This is a genomic window from Burkholderia sp. M6-3 (genome assembly GCF_050858985.1).
Lineage (GTDB): Bacteria > Pseudomonadota > Gammaproteobacteria > Burkholderiales > Burkholderiaceae > Paraburkholderia > Paraburkholderia caledonica.
Window position 1 is genome coordinate 2,597,780 of record NZ_CP110090.1, and the last position, 22,523, is coordinate 2,620,302.

The following is a 22,523-nucleotide window of genomic DNA, read 5'->3' on the forward strand; positions in this document are numbered from 1 at the left end:
GCACACACGCAATGCATGTGTGCCTTCGTCAATGGGGCGAACTCAGGCGAAGGTCTCTACATGCCGCAAGATGGCTTGCAGCATCGCCGCGCCGAGCGACGCGCTACGCTCGCCGTTCCAGCCCACTCGTTCGTCCGGCAGGTTGGCGTTGTCCTTGAAGGGCATCTCGAGCGTCAAGGAAAGGCAGCCAAACTCGTTGCCGATATATTTCGAAGCCAGCTTGAGCGCGTCTTCGCGATACTTGCTCGCGGCGTAGCCGTGCTCGTTCTGGAAATCAGGGCTTGCCTGCTTGAACGCTTCGATGAACGCTTTTTGTTCCTCGCCTTGCCGCTCAGTGAATCCCGGCAGCATCTCCGAGCCGGCCACGAAGACGTAAGGCAGCGCCTCATCGCCGTGAATATCGAAAAAGAGGTCACAGCCGGTTGCGTGAATCGCGTCACGCACTACGAGCACCTCGGGACTGCGCGCGGCGTCCGGTTCCATCCACTCACGATTCAGATTGGCGCCGGCTGCATTCGTGCGCAGGTTGCCGCGCACGCTGCCGTCCGGATTCATGTTCGGCACAATGAAGAACACCGCGTGGTCATACAGTTTGCGTGCCACCGGATCGCCCGCCCAATCGCCCCAGCCGACCAGCCGCTTCACGAGTCCTTCAATGAACCATTCGGCCATGGTCTCGCCCGGATGCTGACGCGCGATCAGCCAGATCTTTTTCCTTGCGACGTCGCCGGTTTGCGGTGTGCCGAGCGTGAGCAGCGACACCGGCCGGCCTTCGACGGTCGTGCCCAACTCGGTAAGCGTGGCCTGCGGCATCTGCTGAACTGCGCCGAGAAACTCGGAGTGGCGCTCCTCGCTGTACGGTTCAAAGTACGCGTAATAAATGCGATCGAATTCCGGCGTGTGATCGATCGTCAGCACGCGGCCGTCGTACGACGTGGGCACGCGAAACCAGTTCACGCGGTCATAGCTGGCGACAGCCTGGTAGTCGCGCCAGCCTTCCGCGAACGCGCACGCCGCCGCATTCTCGAAGGTCATCACGCAGCGCTCGCCCGCCGCGCCGGAGAGGCGGAAGTAGAACCACTGCGCGAACTCCGCGTGGCTGTCGGGCCGCACGCGCAAGCGGATATTGCCGGCCTCGGCGCAAGACAGCACCTCGATTGCGCCGCCGTCGAAGTTGCTCGTAATCGATAAACTCATGATGTCATTTCCTGCATATGTGGGCGGCAATCCGCTGGGCGGTAATCCGCTGGGCGCCCCGCTGGGGGCACCGCGCTCATTCAGCGACGCGGCGGCGAAATACGTACGTGGAATCGTTCGAAGCTTCGGCGTCGAACGCATAGCCTTCAGAATCGAACCCCTTCAGTTGCTCGGGCTCGTCGAGGCGGTTTTCTACCGCGTAGCGCGCCATCAAACCGCGAGCCCGCTTCGCATGGAAGCTGATGATCTTGTAGCGGCCGCCCTTCCAGTCCTCGAACACGGGCGTAACGACCGGTGCCTCAAGCAGCTTCGGCTTGACCGATTTGAAATATTCGCCCGACGCGCAATTCACCAGCACACGGGATTTTGCAGCGCGCTTTTTCAACTGGGCGTTCAACGCCTGCGTGATCCGCTCGCCCCAGAACGCATATAGGTCTTTGCCGCGTGGATTGGGCAGGCGTGTACCCATCTCCAGCCGGTACGGCTGCAACAGGTCGAGCGGGCGCAGCAAACCATAGAGACCTGACAACACGCGCACATGGTTCTGCGCAAAATCCAGATCTGCCGAGGACAGAGTCTTCGCGTTGAAGCCCTCGTACACGTCGCCATTGAACGCAAGCACGGCCTGCTTCGCGTTGTCCGTGCCGAAGCGCGGCGACCACTGCGCGTAGCGCTCGAAATTGAGGTGCGCCAACTGGTCGGAAATGCTCATCAGCGAAGCGATCTGCTGCGGCGACAAACGACGCAAACCGCCGATCAATTCGGCGGCATCGTCGACGAAATCGGGGATTGTGTGTTTTTTGACGTGCGGTGGAGTTTCGTAGTCGAGCGATTTCGCCGGCGACAGAACGATTATCATAGAGGCTTGCAGGCACGCCGTGCCTGGCGGTCAAAGACGAAAGCCAGATTGTAACGAATGCCCGGTTCCCATGCCTCACACGACGATTTGCGCGTCGTTCTCGATTCGAACGTGTGGATCGATATTCTCGTGTTCGACGACCCGCACACGCGTCCAATTCGCGCCGCGCTGGAAAACGGCTCGCTCGCCGCAGTGATCGACGCCCGCTGCCTCGCCGAACTGACTTACGTGCTGGACTATCCGCAATTTGCCGGTCGCAACGTGGATAAGTCCGCCGCGCTCGCCGTCGTCGCGCGGCTCGCGCAAATGGTTGAACTTGTCGCCGAGCCGGAAGACTCGCGTCCACTGCCGAAATGCAAAGACCGCGACGATCAGAAATTTCTCGAACTCGCGCACGCCGCGCGCGCCGACTGGCTCGTGTCGAAAGATCGCGCGGTGCTGAAACTTGCGAAGCGGGTCGCACGGGATTTCGGGTTTCAGATTGCACAGCCGGCGCCCTTCGCCGCTTTGCTTACTGGCGTGGTCAGCGGTTCGACGAGCGGGGCCGCCGCACCGGTGGAGAGTCCGGTATAACCCTGGCCGAACGGCTAACGGCCCACGGCAGGCGCGCACGCCCTGCCGCTATTCCCTACAATCAGGCTTCGCCGGTTTGAAAACGATGCCTTCGTCCACTCACTCGTCACGCCCGAACAGCGCTATGAATGCACCGCACGACACGCCCATGAGTCCCTCGTTCCCATCGCGTCTGCCGAATGTGGGCACGACGATCTTTACCGTTATGAGCGCGCTCGCCGCCGAAAAAGGCGCAGTCAATCTTGGTCAGGGCTTTCCAGACTTCGGTTGCGATCCCCGGATCGTGGATGCGGTTGCGAACGCAATGCGCGACGGCCACAACCAGTATCCGCCCATGGCGGGCGCCGCGCCGCTGCGCGAGGCGATCTCCGACAAGATCGCAAACGTGTATGGCCGCCGCTACGACGCGACCACCGAAATAACGATCACGGCCGGAGCGACGCAGGCACTGCTCACGGCGATTCTCTGCACGGTCCACCCCGGCGACGAAGTAGTCGTGATCGAGCCGACGTACGACAGTTACCTACCGTCAATCGAACTGGCGGGCGGCAAGCCGGTATTCGTCACGCTCGAGGCGCCCGACTACGCAATCCCCTTCGACAAGCTCGCCGCCGCGATCACGCCGAAAACCCGGCTCCTGCTGATCAACACGCCGCACAATCCGACGGGCACCGTCTGGCGCGCCGAAGACATGCGCAAGCTCGAAGAAATCGTGCGCGGCACCAACGTGCTCATTCTGTCGGACGAAGTATATGAACACATGGTCTACGACGGAGCGCCGCACGAGAGCGTGGCCCGCTACCCAGAACTGGCGCAGCGCAGTTTCGTCGTATCGAGTTTCGGTAAGACGTATCACGTCACTGGCTGGAAAGTCGGCTATGTCACCGCGCCGGCTGCGCTCACCGCTGAATTTCGCAAAGTGCATCAGTTCAACGTGTTCACAGTGAACACGCCGATGCAGATCGGACTGGCCGAATATATGAAGGACCCGGCGCCCTATCTCGAACTGCCGGCGTTCTATCAGAGCAAGCGAGACTTCTTCCGCGCCGGCCTCGCCAATTCGCGCTTCAAACTATTGCCCTGTACCGGCACGTACTTCCAGTGTGTCGATTATTCGGCAATCAGCGACCTGCCCGAAGCAGATTTCGCACAGTGGCTGACGGGCGAAATCGGCGTCGCTGCCATTCCGGTGTCGGCGTTCTATCACGAAGCGCATGAGTCGGGCGTCGTGCGCTTCTGTTTCGCGAAGCAGGAAAGCACGCTCGCCACCGCGCTTGAACGACTCGCGCGCCTCTAGCATGTCACGCGCGATGCTGCGAACGAACCCACGTTCCTCGCCATCGCGCGCAACCGTCAACGCGTGCGTTACGCGTCGAAGTTCGCGTCGCGGTTCGCCTCGGATCTCACAGGGCTATGCGTCAGGCCGGACGCGACGCCGCAATGTACGCCTTCCGGTCTTCGGTCACACGCTGCGCGGCCGGCCGGCTGTTGATCGTCTTCACGTAGCTCTTCCAGTCGAGACCCGCGTCGAGCAGGAAATCGCGATCGTAGACAGCCTGTGTGGCCATGCCGACGAGCGGCAAACTCACGTAGCCCGCTGCGTCCGCGACACTGAACCGTTCCCCGCGCAAATACGGTGTGAATCGGGCGATCCGCCTGAAGCCCGCAATGTGATGCGTGAGCAGCTTCTCGACCCGGCCCTTGGTCGCGTCGGTCAACGTGCCACCGAAAAATGCTTCCTTGTACAGGTTGCGTGCCGTCAGTTCCAGGTGCACGTCCACGAAGGTGATCAACTCGCGCTCCTTGGCCGCCTCCCATGGCTCGGGGGAAAAAATCGGCTTGTCGGGAAAGCGCGCGGCCAGGTACTCGACGATACATTGCGATTCCGACAGATCGCCCTCTTCGGTTTGCAGATAAGGCACTTTGCCAAGCGGCGAGTGTGCGAGGATGGCCTCGTCCTGGCTCGGCTGTACGAGCACCTCTTCGAACTCGATAGCGTGTTCGAGCAGAACGAACTTCACCTTGTTGTAGTAGTTAGAGAGCGCGAACCCGCAGAGCCTGATCATCGTTGTCTCCTTCCTTCTTCGGTGTGTGAGACCGCCGAATGGATTGAAGGCGGCCCCCGGGCGATCATCAAATGAATTGTACGATCGTGCTATTCTAAAATAACCATGGAGTCGAGCAACACAATGACCTCTCGCAACTTCAGCATAGAGACAATCGGCATTGTCGGGACCGGAGCAATGGGCCGCGGCATTGCACAGATCGCTGCACTCGCGGGCCTCGCCGTGCGTCTGTACGACGCCAACCCCGCTGCGATCGGCGCCGCACGAGACTATCTCGCCGAAACTTTCGCCAAACTGACCGCCAAAGGCAAGCTCGAGCAGGCGCGCTCGCTTGCAGCGCTCGCCAACGTCACGGCCGCGCACGCGATCAACGACCTGGCGGATTGCGATCTGGTCATCGAGGCGATCGTCGAGAAGCTGGACGTCAAGCAGGCGCTCTTTCGCGAACTGGAGACCGTGGTGAGCGGACGTTGCGTGCTCGCGTCGAACACGTCTTCGCTATCCATCACGGCAATCGCGGCCGGCTGCACGGACCCCTCGCGCGTGGTCGGCTATCACTTCTTCAATCCGGTCCCGCTGATGAAAGTCGTCGAAGTGATTGACGGCCTGCGCACCGACCGCCAGGCAGGCGACGCATTATTGGATCTCGCGCGCCGCATGGGCCACACGCCGGTGCGCGCGAAAGACATGCCTGGCTTCATCGTCAATCACGCGGGCCGCGGCATGAACACCGAGGGCCTGCGCGTGGCGGGCGAAGGCGTGGCGAGCTTCGTCGATATCGACAGGATCATGCGCGAGCAGGCGGGTTTTCGTCTCGGCCCGTTCGAATTGCTCGATCTGACAGCACTCGACGTATCGCATCCGGTCATGGAGTCGATCTACCATCAGTTTTATGAAGAGCCGCGCTTCACGCCCTCGCCTATCACCGGCACACGGCTGGCAGGTGGGCTGCTTGGCCGCAAGACGGGCGAAGGTTTTTATCGGTACGAAGACGGCAAGCAGCAGACGCCTGCCGAAGCACCGGCGCCGGCCACGCTGCCGACCAGCGTGTGGGTCAGCAAGCGCTATCGGGAGGCGTACCAGGCCGTCGTGGAACTCGTCGACAAAGCGGGCGTGAAGCTCGACGACGGCGCCTCGCCCGCTGCGGACTCGCTGATCGTCGTCACGCCGTACGGTCACGACGCGACCACGGCCGCGGTCGACGAAGCGCTGGACGCGAGCCGCGTCGTCGCTATCGACACACTCTTTCCGCTCGTCGGCACGCAGCGCCGTACGTTGATGACCACGCCCGCGACAACCCGTGCCGCACGTGACGCAGGACAAGCGCTTTTTTCGGCCGACGGCGTGCCCGTCACCGTGATCCGCGATTCCACCGGCTTCGTCGCGCAACGCGTGGTCGCCACGATCGTCAACATCGGCTGTGATATCGCGCAAAAGCAGATTGCGACGCCAGAGGACATCGACCTCGCCGTCATGCTCGGCCTCGGCTATCCACGCGGGCCGCTCGCGCTCGGCGACGCGCTCGGTGCGAAAACCATCCTCGCCATCCTGCGCAATATGTTCGACGTGCTCGGCGATCCACGCTACCGCCCCTCGCCGTGGCTCGCACGCCGCGCGCAACTCGGCATGTCGCTGACTCGGAGCGACGCCGCCGACACTCAAACAGAGAATCCGGAGACCCAACAATGAGCGCCGAACTGCTGACCTCGCGCCCTACCGAAAGCGAATCGACGCTTGTACTCACGCTGTCCAACCCGGGCGCACGCAACGCACTGCATCCCGACATGTACGCGGCCGGCATCGAGGCGCTCGATTCAGTGGAACGTGATCCGTCGATCCGCGCCGTGGTGATCACGGGCGCGGACAATTTTTTCTGTGCAGGCGGCAACCTGAACCGACTGCTCGAGAACCGCGCGAAGGATCCGTCGGTCCAGGCGCAGAGTATCGATTTGCTAGCCGAGTGGATCTCGGCGCTGCGGCTGTCCTCGAAACCCGTGATTGCCGCCGTCGACGGTGCGGCAGCCGGCGCGGGATTCTCGCTTGCGCTCGCGTGCGACCTGATCGTCGCGGCCGACGACGCCAAGTTCGTGATGTCGTATGCCCGGGTCGGCCTCACGCCCGACGGCGGCGGCTCGTGGTTTCTCGCGCAGGCCTTGCCTCGCCAGCTCGCGACCGAAGTGCTGATCGAAGGCAAGCCGATTGGCGCGGCACGTTTGCACGAACTAGGCGTCGTCAACAAACTGACGAAGCCGGGCACCGCGCGCGACGCCGCCATCGCATGGGCCGACGAACTCGGCAAAATATCGCCGAACTCGGTGGCGCGCATCAAGACCCTCGTCTGTGCGGCCGGCACGCAGCCGCTTTCCGAACACCTGGTCGCAGAGCGCGATAACTTCGTCGCGTCGCTGCATCATCGGGAGGGACTCGAAGGCATTTCCGCGTTCCTCGAAAAACGCGCGCCCGTTTATAAGTGAGCGAGAAACCATGCCCCCTTATCAGTTGCCTAAACGCCGCCGCATTTTTTTAATGCGTCATGGCGACGTGACGTACTTTGACGATTCAGGCCGCACGATCGATCCCGAAACGGTGCCGCTAAACGCCAATGGCCGCGAACAGGCGAGCGCGGCGGGCCGGGTGTTTGCAGAGCAGCAGGTTCGGTTCGATCGCGTGATCGTGAGCGGCTTGCCGCGCACTGTTGAAACCGCGCAGCGCGTGCTGGCCGAGACGGGTCAGCAGATCACACTGGAAATCGAGCCTGCATGGCAGGAGATTCGCGGCGGCAAGCTGCGCCATATTCCGTTGGAAGATATCGAGGCCGCGTTTCTCGGTGTGTTCGACGGAATCGTGCCGGAGAGCACGCGTTTTCTCGACGGTGAGACGATCGGCGAGTTGTTCGATCGCGTGCTGCCCGCCGTGGCGGCCCTGCGCGAGGACACCTCGTGGGACACCGTTCTGCTAGTGCTGCATGGCGGCGTGAATCGCGCAATCCTTTCGCATGCGCTTACCGCGGGTGGACGCACATTTTTCGGCCATCTCGCGCAGGCGACCGGCTGCATTAACGCGCTCGACGTCGGCGAAGCACCGCGCGACTGGGTGCTGCGCGCGATCAATTACTCGCCGCCGTCGCCGCTGCATCGCGACATCCGCAATACGACGATGGAAATCCTCTACGCACAATTCATCCAATACACGCGTAGCTGAACCCAAACCGGAGGAGACAGATGGTGCAAGCCACACAAAGCGGCGAGCCGGAACAGCAGGCGGACTACTCTGCCTTCGAGGGCACGCGACCGGTCAATGAGCGGCAGCGCTTTAACGACGAAGCGCTTGCCGCCTGGCTGACACAGCATGTCGATGGATTCTCCGGACCGCTAACGGTCGAGCAGTTCGCCGGCGGCCAGTCGAATCCGACATTCAAACTCGTCACGCCGTCGCGAGCCTACGTGATGCGCTCGAAGCCCGGACCGGCGGCAAAGTTGCTGCCGTCTGCGCACGCTATCGAACGTGAATACCGCGTAATGCATGCGCTCGCAGACTCCGACGTACCTGTCGCGCAAATGCTGGCCCTGTGCGAAGACGAAAGCGTGATAGGCCGTGCGTTCTATGTCATGGAGTTCGTCGATGGCCGCGTGTTGTGGGACCAGTCGCTGCCAGGCATGACTGCCAGTGAACGAAGCGCAATCTATGACGAGATGAACCGCGTGATTGCAGCGCTGCACAGCGTCGATCCCACGAGCGTGGAACTATCGGACTACGGCAAGCCTGGCAACTATTTCGCGCGTCAGATCGGCCGTTGGAGCAAGCAGTACCTTGCGTCCGAGACCGAGCCTATCGACGCAATGCAGCGCCTGATCGAATGGCTACCGCAGCACATGCCGACGCAATCCGACGAGCGCGCGTCGATCGTGCATGGCGACTACCGGCTCGATAACCTCGTTTTCGATCGCGAGGAACCGAAAGTGCTTGCGGTGCTCGACTGGGAACTGTCCACGTTAGGCGATCCGCTCGCCGACTTCGCCTATCACTGCATGTCGTGGCATGTCGATCCCGCACAGTTTCGCGGCATCGCCGGTCTCGATTGGTCGGCGCTCGGCATTCCCGACGAACAGCAGTACGTCGCGCGTTATTGCAAGCGCACGGGCTTTGAAATTCAGGGCGACTGGAATTTCTACCTCGCGTACAACATGTTCCGCATCGCCGCGATTCTGCAGGGCATCATGAAGCGTGTGGTCGACGGCACTGCGGCCAGCGCGCAGGCGCTCGACGCCGGCCGCCGGGCAAAGCCGATGGCCGAACTCGCCTGGCAATATGCGCAGAAAGTGCGTTGACCGCGCTTGAGTACGCCGCGAGACTGCTGACCACGCCTGCGCGCAGCAAATAGCGAATAGCAAAAAGCACAGCAAGCAGCGCCCATATTAAATTCCGTCCGTTATCCGCGAGGTCCATAGATGAATTTCGATTACACGCCGAAAGTTCAGGCATTGCGCGAAAAACTGCTCGCCTTCTTTGACGAGCACATTTATCCGAACGAACAAGCGTTCTACGCGGAGATTGCGCAAAACCGGCTGAACGGCAACGCATGGCAGCCGACTGAACTGATTGAGCGACTCAAGCAGAATGCGCGCGACGCGGGCTTGTGGAATCTGTTCCTACCCGACTCCGTGCGCGGCGCCGGGTTGACCAACCTCGAATATGCGCCGCTGTGCGAAATCATGGGCCGGGTGCCGTGGGCGCCGGAAGTGTTCAATTGCAATGCGCCCGACACCGGCAACATGGAAACAATCGAGCGATACGGCAGCGAAGAGAACAAACGCGAATGGCTCGAACCTCTTCTGCAAGGGCAGATTCGTTCTGCCTTTCTGATGACGGAGCCGGAAGTGGCGTCGTCCGATGCGACCAATATTCAGACCAGCATCGTGCGCGATGGCGACTACTACGTGATCAATGGTCACAAGTGGTGGTCTTCGGGCGCGGGCGATCCGCGCTGCAAGATTTATATCGTGATGGGCAAGACGGATGCCGATGCGCCGCGCCATCAGCAGCAGTCAATGATTCTCGTGCCCGCCGACGCGACAGGCGTCACGGTGCACCGCCCTCTTTCCGTTTTTGGCTACGACGACGCGCCGCATGGCCATATGGAAATCACGCTCGACAACGTACGCGTGCCTGCAACGAACATGCTGCTCGGCGAAGGCCGAGGTTTCGAGATTGCACAAGGGCGTCTTGGACCGGGACGCATCCACCACTGCATGCGTCTGATCGGACTTGCGGAGCGCGCGCTGGAATTGATGTGCAAACGCTCGATGCAACGCGTCGCGTTCGGCAAGCCCGTTGCCACGCAAGGCGTCACGCAGGAACGCATCGCCGAGGCGCGCTGCATGATCGAACAGGCACGGCTGCTCACGCTCAAAACCGCGTACATGATGGACACCGTCGGCAACAAGGGCGCGCGCGGCGAGATCGCGATGATCAAGGTCGTCGCGCCGAACATGGCGTGTCAGGTAATCGACTGGGCCATTCAGGCGCACGGCGGCGGCGGCGTCAGCGACGATTTCCCGCTGGCTTATGCTTACGCCTCCGCGCGGACCTTGCGCTTCGCCGACGGTCCGGACGAAGTGCATCGCAACGCAATCGCGAAACTCGAGCTCGCGCGTTACATCGAGCCTGCGGCGGCTAGTATGGAGACACCGGCTGCGCGCGTCTGACGTCTTGCTCGAACGTCGTCTCGAGTACCGCTGGCGAGGCGCGCATCTGTGGGCGCCGCCAGCATCATCGTGCGATCTATGCTCTAATTTTCGACAAGCGCGGCGCTCCTTGGAGCGCCGCTTTACAGAACGAAAGGAGCGAGGATGATCGACGTCTATAGCTGGGCGACCCCGAACGGCCACAAGGTTCATATCATGCTCGAGGAGACGGGACTCGAGTACGCGGTGCACGCAGTGAACATCGGCGCTGGCGATCAGTTCAAGGCCGAATTTCTCGATATCAGTCCGAACAACAAGATTCCCGCCATGGTGGATTCCGAAGGTCCAAAGAGCGCGGACGGCAAACCGTTCGCGTTGTTCGAGTCCGGCGCAATCCTGATTTATCTCGCCGAGAAAGCGGGCCGCTTCCTGCCGACTGATCCGGCTGAGCGTTATTCCGTTCTGCAATGGCTGATGTTTCAGATGGGCGGTCTCGGTCCGATGCTGGGGCAGACACACCACTTCCGTGTCTATGCGCCCGAGCCGATCGAGTACGCGATCAACCGTTATACGAACGAAACGCGGCGCCTGTATGGCGTCATGGACAAGCAGCTTGGCAAAACTCAGTACCTCGCTGGAAACGACTATACGATTGCGGACATCGCTTCGTTCCCGTGGACCCGCTCGTGGCAAAACCAGGGCATCGAACTCGATGCGTTTCCAAATGTGAAGCGATGGCACGAGGAAATCGCGGCGCGCCCGGCGGTTGTACGCGGCGTCGAAGTGCTGGCGTCCGCTCGCAAGCCTCTCATGGACGACAAGGCGAAAGAAGTGCTGTTCGGCGCGACGCAATACGCGAAGCATTAAAGGATCGAAGTGTGGAGCGGCAAGATGGCAAGCAAGCGTGAGCCGAAGCGCTTGCCGTCTACGCCGTCTTTTCGTATCGATCGCAGGCGTCAGAAATAATGGCGAGTGATGAACTCGGCGACGCACACGGGCCGTTCGCTGCCCGCCCGCTCCAACGTGACATTCCACACTACTTGCACGCCGGCATTGCCGGCATCGACGTCGGCGACGGACGCGACGGCGAACTGTGCACGCAATCGCGAGCCGACAAGTACCGGCGAAGTAAACCGCACGCGATTCAACCCATAGTTCACGCCTATCCGCTGCTCGAGCCGTACCGTTTCTTCCAGCAGCGTGGGGATCAGTGAGAGAGTCATGAAGCCGTGCGCGATTGCGCCGCCGAAGGGCGACTCGCGCCGCGCCCGCTCCGGATCCACGTGAATCCATTGGTGGTCGCCGGTGGCTTGCGCGAAACGATCGACGCTCTGCTGGTCGATCGTCACCCAGTCGCTAATGAGCGGCGCCGCTCCGACAAGCGCACGCAACGCCGCGGCATTCCGGAACGCGGCAGCCGGTGGCGTGCTCTCCATTGTCACGACGCCGCGCCCGGATTGCGCAGTCCGAACATTCCTTTCGAGCGCACCGTAACGACCGTCTCGCCATGCTGATTGATGCCCGCCCATTGCGTGGATACGATGCCCCGATCCGGCTTGCTTTCAGAGATGCGCTTGTCGAGCACGGAATTCGTCATGGTGATCGTATCGCCGACGCGTATCGGTTTGAGCCAGCGTATCTCGTCGATGCCGGGCGACCCCATCGACGTGGAGTCCGCCAGCGCGTTACGCACCAGCATGCCCATCATGACCGAACACGTATGCCAGCCGCTCGCCACCAATCCCCGGAACGGCGACTTCTCAGCTGCGGCCTCGTTCAGATGGAACGGTTGCGGATCGAACTTCTCAGCGAATTCGATGATCTCGTCGCGTGTGAAAGTATGCTTGCCGATCTCGGTCGTTGATCCGACCGTCATGTCCTCGTAACTCAAAGCCATTGCTCTATCTCCTTGCGGTCGATTCAATCGGCCACTTAAACTTCGATGCTGGCAAAATCGGGCAGCGCAGCGAACCGCGCAAGATGATGATCGACATCGCCCAGTGTGGTCTCAATAATAGCGAGACGTTTGAACAGATGCGCGGCCGCGACCTCGTTCGTCACGCCCATGCCACCATGCAATTGAACCGCTTGCTGGCCGACGAAACGCGCCGCTTGCCCCACACGTACTTTCGCGGCGGAGATCGCGCGGCGACGCTGATCGGCGTCTTCGCTCGAATAGCGCATGGCGGCAAGGTACGTGACCGAGCGGGCCTGCTCGGCGTGAATCAGCATCTCGACCATGCGGTGCTGCAATGCCTGAAAGCGCGCAATCGGCTGGCCGAACTGCTGGCGAGTTTTTGTGTAGTCGACGGTCGCGGTGTTCAATGCGTCCAGCGCGCCAACCGCTTCAGCACAGAGCAGCAGCGTGCCGTAGTCGGCGATGTGATCCAACGCCGCCGCGCCTGAGTGCTGGCCGCGCAATTGGCGCGCGGGCGTGCCGTCGAATTCGAGCGTCGCTGCGCGTTGGCCGTCGATGGTTCGGTAATCGGTGATCTTGACGCCTGCCGCGTCGCGCGGCGCGACAAAGAGCGCGATCTCGCCGTTCGAACGCGCAGGCACGATCCAGTAATTCGCCTGCGCGCCGTGCAGCACGACTGACTTCGTACCGGTCAGCGTGTGCTGTTCGCCTTGCGAGGTCGCGACTGTCGCGATCTCGAACAGATCGTAGCGAGCCTTCGGCTCATGAAACGCCACGGCCAGCTTGATCTCGCCTTGCGCCGCGCGCTCCAGCAGCGATGCGTCCTCGCCCTGCCCCGTGCCGGCAAGACGCAGCGCTTCGACGCCAACCGCGGTGGCCCAGTAAGGCTCGACCACCAACGCGCGGCCGAGCTCCTGCATGACGACCAGCATATCGACGGCTCCGCCATTGAAGCCGCCTTGGGCCTCGGGCACAGGCAATGCCGGCAAGCCCAATTCAGTTAAAGCGGCCCAATGCGTTTCCGAGATCCCGACATCCGATCTCACGATCGCCTGGCGCGCTTCGAAGCTGTAGTTCCTTTCCAGATAGCGGCGCAGCGCGTCGGCAAGTTGCTGTTGCTCGTCGTTGAAAGTGAAGTCCATGCGCCGCTCCTCAAAGTCCCAGAATCATCTGCGCGATGATGTTCTTTTGAATTTCGTTCGAGCCGCCGTAAATCGACGTCTTGCGGAAGTTGAAGTAGTACGCAGCCAACGGCGCAGCGTCGTCGTCTCCGGCGATGCTGTGCTCGCGCTCACCCTCGAGGAACGGTACGTCAAACGGCGCGGCGGCAGGGCCCACAGCCTCGAACATGAGCTCGGTCAACGCTTGTTGCACCTCCGTGCCCTTGATCTTCAGCATCGACGCCTCCGGTCCTGGTCCACGTCCGCCCGCTTCATTAGCGACAACGCGTTGCACGGTGACTTCGAGCGCCATCAGTTCGATTTCGAGATTAGCGACCTTTGCAGCGAATACCGGGTCATGAAGTAGCGGCTTGCCGTTCTTGTTTGTGTCGAGCGCAAGGCGCTTGAGAAAAACCAGTTCGCGCTTGGATTGACCGACGCGCGCGATGCCCGTGCGCTCATGTCCTAACAGATACTTCGCATAAGTCCAGCCGCGATTTTCTTCGCCGACCAGATTTTCGACGGGCACCTTCACGTCTTCAAAGAAGACTTCGTTGACCTCATGGTCTTCGTCGAGTGTGATGATGGGCCGTACCGTGATACCCGGCGTTTTCATGTCGATGAGCAGGAATGAGATGCCCTCCTGCTTTTTCGCGCCGCTGTCCGTGCGCACGAGGCAGAACATCATGTCTGCGTGCTGCCCCAGCGTGGTCCAGGTCTTCTGGCCATTGACGACGTAGTGGTCGCCGACACGTTCGGCGCGTGTTCGCAGCGACGCGAGGTCGGAGCCCGAGCCCGGCTCGGAGTAACCCTGGCACCACCAGTCGGTGCCGTCGAGAATACGCGGCAAGTAATAGCGTTTCTGAGCTTCGCTACCGTACTTCATGAGAACGGGCGCGACCATCGACACGCCGAACGGCAATACGGTAGGCGCACCGACACGTGCGCACTCTTCGTCCCAGATATGCCGCTGGGTCGCGTCCCAACCGGGGCCGCCATACTCCTTGGGCCAAGCCACAGCCGACCAGCCTCGCGTACCTAGCAGCTTGTGCCAGCTTGCGAAGTCTTCGCGATTCAAACGCTTATGGTTGAGTACTTTCTCGCTCAGCTCGCGGGGCAGATTGGCTTCGAGCCAAACGCGGATCTCGGCGCGAAACGCCGTTTCAGTAGGGGAATAGTCCAGATTCATACGTAGTGTCTCCTGGCCGCCACCGCCCGCCGCCAGAGAGCCACTGCGTTACTGCAGAGGTTCCTTCAAAGCAGCCGGGACCGGCAACGGCATCACTTCGATGCCTTCTTCGACCAAAGCTCGCGCGTCTTCCGGTGTTGTGACACCGCGAATATTGCGCGCGGGCGCTTCGTTGTAGTGAATGCGCCGCGCTTCCTCAGCGAAGCGGTCGCCCACGTTCTCGGTCTTTTCCAGTACCTCGCGCAATGCGCGCATGACACGCGCCTGCAATTCGCCGGGTTCCGCCGGCGCCTTTGCTTCCGTCGCACCCGACAGATTGAGGCGCGGGGCCGACGGCAAACGGCTCACCTCTTTCGCGCCGCAAAGTGGACATTCGACCAGCTTGCGGGACTGCTGCGATTCAAAGTCATCAGCCGAAGCGAACCAGCCTTCGAACCGATGGCCGTGCGGACACTGTAAATCGAGGACCTTCATGTGGAATCAGGGCTTGCGTGCCAGTTTAGCGCAAATCAAAAATTTGTGAACGGTCGTTCGTAAAAACTTCATGCGGGGCGAGCCGCGATTACGCGCTGCCCACAAAATCAGACGTGGTTGGCGATTTTAACGCGTTGGGCAAACCGCTGCCGAAGGCCAGATACCGCAAAGCGCGACGTCAACCCTAGAACGTAGGCCGCGGGCGAGCCGCGATGAGTCTGTCGACGAAGCCCCCATTGCTGACTCTGCTCAGAGCCGGATTCAAGCCACGAGGCATTCCAGTCTTCGATTAAGCCGTGGCTCAAGTCCTCGTGCCTCTTTTGCCAGGTTGATCTGTTTGGCCGATCTGGCAACGTCGAATACCTCTGCGTTGATATCGTACCCGCCGCGCGAGTTCAGCCAGTCAAGCACGTCGGACAGATGCCAGACTGACGCACTTCCCTCATGCACCGGCGGCGGAAATTCGACCGCATGGCTCAGCATCAACTTGCGCATGTTCTGCCGCGACACGCCGGCAATCTCCGCTACGTCGGTCAGTCCCACAAAATCCGGCCCTGCCTCGACCAGTCGCGCCGACGGCACCGCCTCTTTAACGTCACCGAGCGCGCTGACCAACGCCTCGAGCGCGGACGTCCCTTCACGCGAAAAGACCAGCGCGAGCCGCCCCGGTTGCCCCACGCCGATCGTAGCGTCGTCGCACCCCGCTGCGCCCAACCTCTCGACGATCGCGTCGAGATCGCAGTCTTGCGCGGCAAGCTTGTACTTCAACGTAAATGTATATTCCATGTGCTACTCCTGCTTGTTCATTCAAGGCTTGCCACTCAACGTTTGCTAACGGTGCGCCGTGCAATTATCGACAACGCGCCGCAAGTGTCTGGCGTGATTCACGGCGTTTTTCGGCGTGCTCCATACGCTCGAAATGCAGAATTCCCCGCAGCGACATTCCGCCTCTTTATGAGGGCAATACATCTTTCCCCAAGCGTGACCCGTTCCGCCACTGCGTATGCGCCAGCCGCGCCGCTCGGCATAGGTCAACGCGGCCTCTATCTCTTTCTTTGCATGGGTTCGACGAACCATCCGGACCTCCAATTTAGTACTCGCGGCACAAGTTGTCAAGTGACAACTTGTGCCTGCCTCGTCCGACTCAAGCGCTTCAATATTTCGTTATCCGAAACACGTGAGCGATGAAGACGCCTTGGGAGATTCATACTAGAGTTATCACGGCAACGAAGCGAGACGGCCTAATGGCATAAGACAATGGCGCGCTTGTTCAGACAATGCGGCAGATGCTGTTGCCCGGCGGCGAATCGCCATGAAAAAGCCCCCGCCGGTCATCGACCGACAGGGGCTGTATGCATGCGACGTAAGCGCCGCCCGGCGCCCGATGGCGGGACTATTGCGACTGCGGCTGCGCGAGCGGCCAGGCACCCGCCAACACCTTTTCCAGCCAGAACGTCCCGATTATCGTTTTCACGTCGGTGATCTTGCCGGTCCGTACCCACTCCGACACTTCGGGAACCGTCGCAGTGAACAGTTCCAGGAACTCGCCGTCGTCCAGCTTGCGCTCGCCGGCCGTAAGGCCGCGCGCAAGATAGATGTCGATGAACTCGGTGGAATAGGAAATGATCGGGTGAACGCGCGTCAGATACACGTACTCACGCGCCGTGTATCCGGTTTCTTCACGCAACTCGCGCACCGCGCAAGTCAATGCGCCTTCGTCCGGATCGAGCTTGCCGGCCGGATATTCGACCATGACCTTGCCCATCGGATAGCGATACTGGCTCTCTAGCAGCACACGGCCGTCGTCGAACATGGGAATCACCATCACGGCGCCCGGATGCTGCACGTATTCGCGCGTGGCATGCTTGCCGTCCGGCAGGCGAACCGTGTCGCACTTGAGCGTCAGAAACGGCCCTTGATGAACCGTTTTGCTCTCGACACACGTCTCGGTGAGCGCGGCGTCGTGATCGGGAAGTTCAGCCATATGCGGACCTCGGAACAGCGTGGTGCGCGACGGCGGGACGCCGTCAGCGGCGTTTGACGAGATACTGGAAGGTGAAGCCGGGGAACGCGAACACAACGAATAGCGCAAATGTGATCGCGTAGAACTGCCAGCCCTGATCAAAGCGATTGCCCGCACGCGCTTCAAGCAGAAAACCCAACGCGCCGACCACAAAGTACAGCACGATCAGTTCGGCAATCCGGATCCATGCGCTTTTCTTCGCCGCCTTGAGCGGCACGGCGGCGAAGAGTCGCTGATTCAGGAACGGCAGGTTGGCACCGACCAGTGCCAACAGCACAATAAACCAGCCCGCTGCGGACATCAGAACGACAGGGTGTGCTGAATAGCCTGCAGGCAAGCCTTCAACAGCGGGTCGGGCACGATACCGAGCACCAGCACGGCAACGCCATTGAGCGCGAGCAACGCGCGCGTACCCGTATCGGCCACGATCGCCGACTTGTCCTGCGGCTCGTCGAAATACATCAGCTTGACGATACGCAGGTAGTAGAACGCGCCGAACAGCGACGTGATCACGGCAAGCACCGTCAGCCAAGTCAGGCCAGCGTTCATGGTGGCCTGCAGCACCGCGAGCTTCGCGTAGAAACCGACTGCGGGCGGAATGCCGGCCAGCGAGAACATCATGACCATCATCACGAACGCGAACACCGGGCTGCGCTGATTCAGACCCTTGAAGTCCTCCAGCGTGTCGGCTTCGAATTCGCGGCGTGCGAGCAGCATGATGACGCCGAACGTCCCCATTGTCGTGATCAGATAGACAATGCTGTAGTACATCGCCGAGCCGTACGCGCTGGCAGCGCCCGTGGTCTTGTGGTCGACCACGCCGGCCAGCAGACCGAGCAGCACGAAGCCCATGTTCGAGATCGCCGAGTACGCGAGCATACGCTTGACGTTGCGCTGCACGATACCGGTGATATTGCCGACGATCAGCGAAAGCGCCGCCAGGATCACCAGCATTTGCTGCCATTCGACGGCGAGCGGCAAGAGTCCCATGACGAGGAAGCGCAGACCCCAGGCAAATGCCGCGACTTTCGGCCCACCGCCAACCAGCAGCGTCATGGCCGTCGGCGCGCCTTGATACACGTCAGGCACCCACATGTGGAACGGCACCGCACCCATCTTGAACGCAACACCCGCCACGATGAAGATCACGCCGAACAGCAGCACGCTCGGGTCGTAGTGGCTCTGCCCGATTGCCTTGAACACCTCGTTCAGGTCGAGCGAGCCGGTCGCGCCGTACAGCATCGAAATGCCGTAAAGCAGGAAGCCGGAAGCCAGCGCGCCGAGCACGTAGTACTTCATCGCAGCTTCGTTCGACGGCGCGGCTTCGCGACGCAGGGCGATCACGCCATACAGCGACAGCGACATCAGTTCGAGACCGAGGTACAGCGTCAGGAAATTGTTGCCCGAGATCATGACGAGCTGTCCGAGCAACGAGAACATGCCCAGCAGGAAGAACTCGCCGCGGAACAGGCCGCGATCTTCGAGGTAGCGGCGCGAATACACTATTGAGACGGTGTAGCCGAGCGTTACCACCGCTTTCATCAGACTCGCGAACGAGTCGACCACATACATGCGGCTAAAGAAGTAGTGCACCGACGGGTCGAACGCATTGACCGCGAACCAGATGCCGGCGACGAGCGTCGACAGAACCGCGATCAGGTACGTGATACGGCGACCGGCCTGGCCGACGAACGTGTCGTTGAGCCACGCGACGACAACGGCGAGCATCACCAGTGCGTCGGGCAACAGGGCAGTCATAGGGGCGTTTTGCATGGTCTTTAATTCCTCCGCTCTGCGTTACTGAGACAACGGCAGCTTGGACTGCGCAACGTGGGAGAGGAGGTTTTCCACGGATACGTGCATCACATCGGTAAAGGGCTTCGGATACAGGCCCATGAACAGTGTCAGTGCGGCAAGCACTGCCAGCATGAAAAACTCGCGGCGGCTGATGTCGACAAGGCTCTTCACGTGGTCGTTGGCGACCGCGCCGAAGTACACGCGCTTGTACATCCACAACGTATAGGCCGCGCCGAGAATCAGGGTGACAGCCGCGCCGCCCGCGATCCAGAAGTTGTACTGGACGGCAGCCAGAATCACCATGAATTCGCCGACGAAACCGGAGGTGCCCGGCAAGCCGCAATTTGCCATGGAGAACAGCATCACGAAGGCCGCAAACTTCGGCATGACATTGACGACGCCGCCGTAATCCGCGATCTGACGCGAGTGCATGCGGTCGTACAGCACGCCGATGCTCAGGAACATTGCGCCCGACACAAAGCCGTGCGAGATCATCTGGACGATCGCGCCTTCAACGCCGAGCTGGTTGAAGATGAAGAAGCCGAGCGTGACGAAGCCCATGTGTGCAATCGACGAATACGCGACCAGCTTCTTCATGTCGGCCTGCACCATCGCGACCAGACCGATGTAGATCACTGCGATCAGCGACAGCGTAATGACAACCGGCGCGAGGAAGTGGCTGGCGTCCGGCGTGATCGGCAGCGAGAAGCGCAGGAAACCGTAGGCGCCGAGCTTCAGCATGATCGCCGCCAGCACCACCGAGCCGCCCGTCGGCGCTTCCACGTGGGCGTCAGGCAACCACGTGTGAACCGGCCACATCGGCACCTTCACGGCAAACGCCATGAAGAACGCTATGAATAGCAATACCTGGGGCGTCATCGCGATCTGTGCATGCTGCCAGGTCGCCAGGTCGAACGTGCCGGTCTGGACGTACAGATAGAGCAGCGCGACTAGCATCAGCAGCGAACCCATCAACGTGTACAGGAAGAACTTGAACGCCGCGTACACGCGGTTCGCCCCGCCCCACACGCCGATGATGATGTACATCGGGATCAGCGTCGCTTCGAAGAACACGTAGAACAGCATGCCGTCAGCTGCGCTGAACACGCCGACCATGATGCCCGACAGAATCAGGAACGACGCGAGATACTGGCCAACGTTCTTCGTGATCACTTCCCACGCGGCGATCACGACGATCACGGTGATCAATGCGGTCAACACGACAAACCACATCGAGATGCCGTCGACGCCCAGGTGATAAGTAATGTTGAACCGTTCAATCCAGTTCGCCTTTTCGACGAACTGCAAATCTGCGCTGCTCGAATCAAAACCGGTGATCAGCGGAATCGTCACGATGAAGCTGGCGACCGAGCCGATCAGCGCGACCCAGCGCGCGGGGCCCGGGTTCCGGTCAGAACCGATGGCCAGAACCAGCAGGCCAAAAAGGATCGGCAACCAGATGGCGATACTGAGAATCGGATAAGCGTGCATTAGTGTCCCTCGCCTTATTTGCCGCCGAGCGTTACAAACAGGGTCAGGAGCCCCAACATGCCGATAATCATGGCGAACGCGTAGTGATAGATGTAGCCGGATTGGAGGAAGCGGATCACGCCGGCGAACCAGCCGATGAAGCGTGCGCTGCCATTGACGATACCGTCGATCACGACGACGTCGCCTTCCTTCCAGAGACCACGGCCAATTGCCACGGCGCCCCGCGCGAACACGACTTCGTTGATCTTGTCCATGTAGTACTTGTTGTCGAGCAGCGTGTAGATCGGTCCGAACACGCGCTTGATGGTAGCCGGCAATTCGGGGCGAACGAGATACAGGAACCACGCGACGACGACACCCGCGAGCGCCAGCCAGACCGGCAGACCCGCCACCGAGTGCAGCCCCATTGCCGCCCAGCCGTGGAACTCTTCCGCCATTTCGTGCAATGCGGGATGGTTTTCGCCGATGAAAATCACCTTGTCGAACGCCACACCGTGCTGGAAGAAGTCGCCGAACAGCATCGGACCGATTGCGATTGCACCGATCACGACAGAAGGAATCGCGAGCAGCACGAGCGGCAGCCAGACGACCCAAGGCGTTTCATGCGGCTCGTGAGCGTGACCGTGGTCGTCGTGACCGTGATCATGACCATGCGCGTCGTGCCCATTGCCATGACCGTGTGCCGCGGCTTCCGCGCCCATCGGCGAGTCCGGATGCTTCGGATCGCGGAAGCGTTCCTTGCCGTGGAACACCATGAAGTACATACGGAACGAATACAGCGCGGTAACGAAAACGCTGGCCACCACGGCGAAGTATGCAAAGCCCGAACCCGGCAGATGCGACAGCTTTACCGAGTCGATGATCGAGTCTTTCGAATAGAAGCCTGAGAAAAACGGCGTGCCGATCAGCGCGAGCGAACCGACGAGCGACGTGATCCACGTAATGGGCATGTACTTGCGCAGGCCGCCCATGTTGCGCATGTCCTGATCGTGGTGCATACCGATGATCACCGAACCGGCGCCAAGGAACAGCAGTGCCTTGAAGAACGCGTGCGTCATCAGGTGGAACACGGCGACCGGGTAAGCCGACGCGCCGAGCGCGACCGTCATGTAGCCGAGTTGCGACAACGTGGAATACGCCACCACACGCTTGATGTCGTTCTGGACAATCCCGAGGAAGCCCATGAACAGCGCGGTAATCGCACCGATCACCATGACAAACGACAGCGCCGTATCCGACAGTTCGAACAGCGGCGACATGCGCGTGACCATGAAGATACCGGCCGTCACCATGGTTGCCGCGTGAATCAGCGCGGAAATCGGCGTCGGGCCTTCCATCGAATCGGGCAGCCACACGTGCAGCGGAAACTGCGCCGACTTACCCATTGCGCCGATGAAAAGACAGATGCAGGCTACCGTCAGCAGGCCCCAATCGGTGCCCGGAAAGCTCAATGCCGCGAGTTCGGTGCGCTTTGCAAACACGTCGCCGTAGTTCATCGATCCGGCAAACGCGAACAGCAGGCCGATACCCAGCAGAAAGCCAAAGTCGCCGATGCGGTTCACGATGAACGCCTTCATGTTCGCGTACACCGCCGACTGACGCGTGAAGTAGAAGCCGATCAGCAGATACGACACGAGACCCACTGCTTCCCAGCCGAAGAACAGCTGCAGGAAATTGTTGCTCATTACGAGCATCAGCATCGAGAACGTGAAGAGCGAGATGTACGAGAAGAAGCGCTGATAACCGTCGTCGTCGGCCATGTAGCCGATCGTGTAGATGTGCACCATCAGCGACACGAAGGTCACGACGCACATCATCATTGCCGTCAGCGAATCGACGAGGAAGCCGACTTCGAACTTCGTCTTGCCGATCGTCATCCATTCGTAGACGGTCGCGTTGAAGCTCGCGCCGTCCAGCACCTGGAAGAACACCATCATCGACAGCACGAACGAAATCGCAACGCCGAGAATGGTGACCGAGTGCGCACCCGCGCGCCCTACCGCCTTGCCGAACAGCCCAGCAACCAGGGAACCGGCCAGCGGTGCCAGCGCAATCGCTAGCAGCAGGTTTTCATTGAGTATCGTGGACATAA

At 60.9% G+C, this 22,523-nt stretch carries 23 protein-coding genes; 8 read left to right on the forward strand and 15 right to left on the reverse strand.

What is annotated here, in order from left to right; translation table 11 throughout:
- Positions 1–42: 42 nt before the first annotated feature.
- Both OH764_RS11060 and yaaA read right to left on the reverse strand, forming a co-directional pair.
- The gene (locus OH764_RS11060; protein WP_498846832.1) at positions 43–1,197 is read right to left on the reverse strand and encodes a M14 family metallopeptidase; all 1,155 of its coding nucleotides are present in this window, start codon (positions 1,195–1,197) and stop codon (positions 43–45) included.
- 76 nt (positions 1,198–1,273) lie between these two features.
- Positions 1,274–2,056, reverse strand: a complete 783-nt coding sequence (gene yaaA / locus OH764_RS11065) for a peroxide stress protein YaaA (RefSeq protein ID WP_020069610.1) — start codon at positions 2,054–2,056, stop codon at positions 1,274–1,276.
- 57 nt (positions 2,057–2,113) lie between these two features.
- Here yaaA and OH764_RS11070 point away from each other — a divergent pair, with 57 nt between their 5' ends.
- Positions 2,114–2,629 carry a PIN domain-containing protein gene (locus OH764_RS11070; RefSeq protein ID WP_498846833.1) on the forward strand — a complete coding sequence of 172 codons (516 nt, stop codon included), beginning with the start codon at positions 2,114–2,116 and terminating at the stop codon, positions 2,627–2,629.
- A 124-nt stretch (positions 2,630–2,753) separates the two neighbouring features.
- The gene (locus OH764_RS11075; RefSeq protein WP_498846834.1) at positions 2,754–3,926 is read left to right on the forward strand and encodes a pyridoxal phosphate-dependent aminotransferase; all 1,173 of its coding nucleotides are present in this window, start codon (positions 2,754–2,756) and stop codon (positions 3,924–3,926) included.
- Between the two features lie 121 nt (positions 3,927–4,047).
- Here the strand turns inward: OH764_RS11075 and OH764_RS11080 are convergent, their stop codons facing one another.
- On the reverse strand, positions 4,048–4,695 hold the full coding sequence (locus tag OH764_RS11080; RefSeq protein ID WP_498846835.1) for a glutathione S-transferase family protein: 648 nt from the start codon (positions 4,693–4,695) through the stop codon (positions 4,048–4,050).
- Between the two features lie 123 nt (positions 4,696–4,818).
- Between OH764_RS11080 and OH764_RS11085 the strand changes: the two genes are divergently transcribed.
- The 6 genes from OH764_RS11085 (at position 4,819) to OH764_RS11110 (ending at position 11,246) form a co-directional block, all read left to right on the forward strand.
- A complete protein-coding gene (locus OH764_RS11085) occupies positions 4,819–6,384 on the forward strand; it encodes a 3-hydroxyacyl-CoA dehydrogenase (RefSeq protein ID WP_498846836.1) in 1,566 nt (521 codons plus the stop codon).
- Positions 6,381–7,169 (forward strand): oxepin-CoA hydrolase, alternative type, encoded by a 789-nt coding sequence (locus OH764_RS11090; protein WP_020069605.1) that lies wholly within the window; start codon positions 6,381–6,383, stop codon positions 7,167–7,169. Before OH764_RS11085 ends, OH764_RS11090 begins: the two co-directional genes overlap by 4 nt.
- Before the next feature lie 10 nt (positions 7,170–7,179).
- Positions 7,180–7,896 (forward strand): histidine phosphatase family protein, encoded by a 717-nt coding sequence (locus OH764_RS11095; protein ID WP_498846837.1) that lies wholly within the window; start codon positions 7,180–7,182, stop codon positions 7,894–7,896.
- A 20-nt stretch (positions 7,897–7,916) separates the two neighbouring features.
- Positions 7,917–9,023, forward strand: coding sequence for a phosphotransferase (locus OH764_RS11100; RefSeq protein ID WP_498846838.1), 1,107 nt, complete (start codon positions 7,917–7,919; stop codon positions 9,021–9,023).
- A 120-nt stretch (positions 9,024–9,143) separates the two neighbouring features.
- Entirely contained in the window at positions 9,144–10,400 is a 1,257-nt protein-coding gene (locus OH764_RS11105; protein WP_498846839.1) for an acyl-CoA dehydrogenase family protein, read from the forward strand.
- Between the two features lie 144 nt (positions 10,401–10,544).
- The gene (locus tag OH764_RS11110) at positions 10,545–11,246 is read left to right on the forward strand and encodes a glutathione S-transferase family protein (protein WP_498846840.1); all 702 of its coding nucleotides are present in this window, start codon (positions 10,545–10,547) and stop codon (positions 11,244–11,246) included.
- A gap of 89 nt (positions 11,247–11,335) precedes the next feature.
- Here the strand turns inward: OH764_RS11110 and OH764_RS11115 are convergent, their stop codons facing one another.
- From OH764_RS11115 to nuoL, 12 genes are all read right to left on the reverse strand, one after another.
- Positions 11,336–11,815 carry a MaoC family dehydratase gene (locus tag OH764_RS11115; RefSeq protein ID WP_498846841.1) on the reverse strand — a complete coding sequence of 160 codons (480 nt, stop codon included), beginning with the start codon at positions 11,813–11,815 and terminating at the stop codon, positions 11,336–11,338.
- Positions 11,816–11,817: 2 nt separating this feature from the next.
- Positions 11,818–12,276, reverse strand: coding sequence for a MaoC family dehydratase (locus OH764_RS11120; protein WP_498846842.1), 459 nt, complete (start codon positions 12,274–12,276; stop codon positions 11,818–11,820).
- A gap of 35 nt (positions 12,277–12,311) precedes the next feature.
- On the reverse strand, positions 12,312–13,439 hold the full coding sequence (locus tag OH764_RS11125; RefSeq protein ID WP_498846843.1) for an acyl-CoA dehydrogenase family protein: 1,128 nt from the start codon (positions 13,437–13,439) through the stop codon (positions 12,312–12,314).
- Positions 13,440–13,449: 10 nt separating this feature from the next.
- Complete coding sequence (locus tag OH764_RS11130; RefSeq protein ID WP_214877686.1) at positions 13,450–14,646, reverse strand: acyl-CoA dehydrogenase family protein; 1,197 nt, start codon at positions 14,644–14,646, stop codon at positions 13,450–13,452.
- 48 nt (positions 14,647–14,694) lie between these two features.
- The gene (locus tag OH764_RS11135; protein ID WP_498846844.1) at positions 14,695–15,120 is read right to left on the reverse strand and encodes a DUF1178 family protein; all 426 of its coding nucleotides are present in this window, start codon (positions 15,118–15,120) and stop codon (positions 14,695–14,697) included.
- 261 nt (positions 15,121–15,381) lie between these two features.
- Positions 15,382–15,906, reverse strand: coding sequence for a helix-turn-helix transcriptional regulator (locus tag OH764_RS11140; RefSeq protein ID WP_498846845.1), 525 nt, complete (start codon positions 15,904–15,906; stop codon positions 15,382–15,384).
- A 45-nt stretch (positions 15,907–15,951) separates the two neighbouring features.
- Entirely contained in the window at positions 15,952–16,197 is a 246-nt protein-coding gene (locus tag OH764_RS11145; protein ID WP_498846846.1) for a hypothetical protein, read from the reverse strand.
- A 316-nt stretch (positions 16,198–16,513) separates the two neighbouring features.
- The gene (locus tag OH764_RS11150) at positions 16,514–17,104 is read right to left on the reverse strand and encodes an NUDIX hydrolase (RefSeq protein ID WP_498846847.1); all 591 of its coding nucleotides are present in this window, start codon (positions 17,102–17,104) and stop codon (positions 16,514–16,516) included.
- Positions 17,105–17,147: 43 nt separating this feature from the next.
- Complete coding sequence (locus OH764_RS11155) at positions 17,148–17,444, reverse strand: DUF2818 family protein (RefSeq protein WP_027776670.1); 297 nt, start codon at positions 17,442–17,444, stop codon at positions 17,148–17,150.
- Entirely contained in the window at positions 17,444–18,916 is a 1,473-nt protein-coding gene (nuoN, locus tag OH764_RS11160) for an NADH-quinone oxidoreductase subunit N (RefSeq protein WP_498846848.1), read from the reverse strand. The genes OH764_RS11155 and nuoN overlap by 1 nt, the downstream gene beginning before the upstream one ends.
- A 24-nt stretch (positions 18,917–18,940) precedes the next feature.
- Positions 18,941–20,431 (reverse strand): NADH-quinone oxidoreductase subunit M, encoded by a 1,491-nt coding sequence (locus tag OH764_RS11165; protein WP_498846849.1) that lies wholly within the window; start codon positions 20,429–20,431, stop codon positions 18,941–18,943.
- Positions 20,432–20,445: 14 nt separating this feature from the next.
- Positions 20,446–22,521, reverse strand: a complete 2,076-nt coding sequence (gene nuoL / locus OH764_RS11170) for an NADH-quinone oxidoreductase subunit L (RefSeq protein ID WP_498846850.1) — start codon at positions 22,519–22,521, stop codon at positions 20,446–20,448.
- Positions 22,522–22,523: the final 2 nt, after the last annotated feature.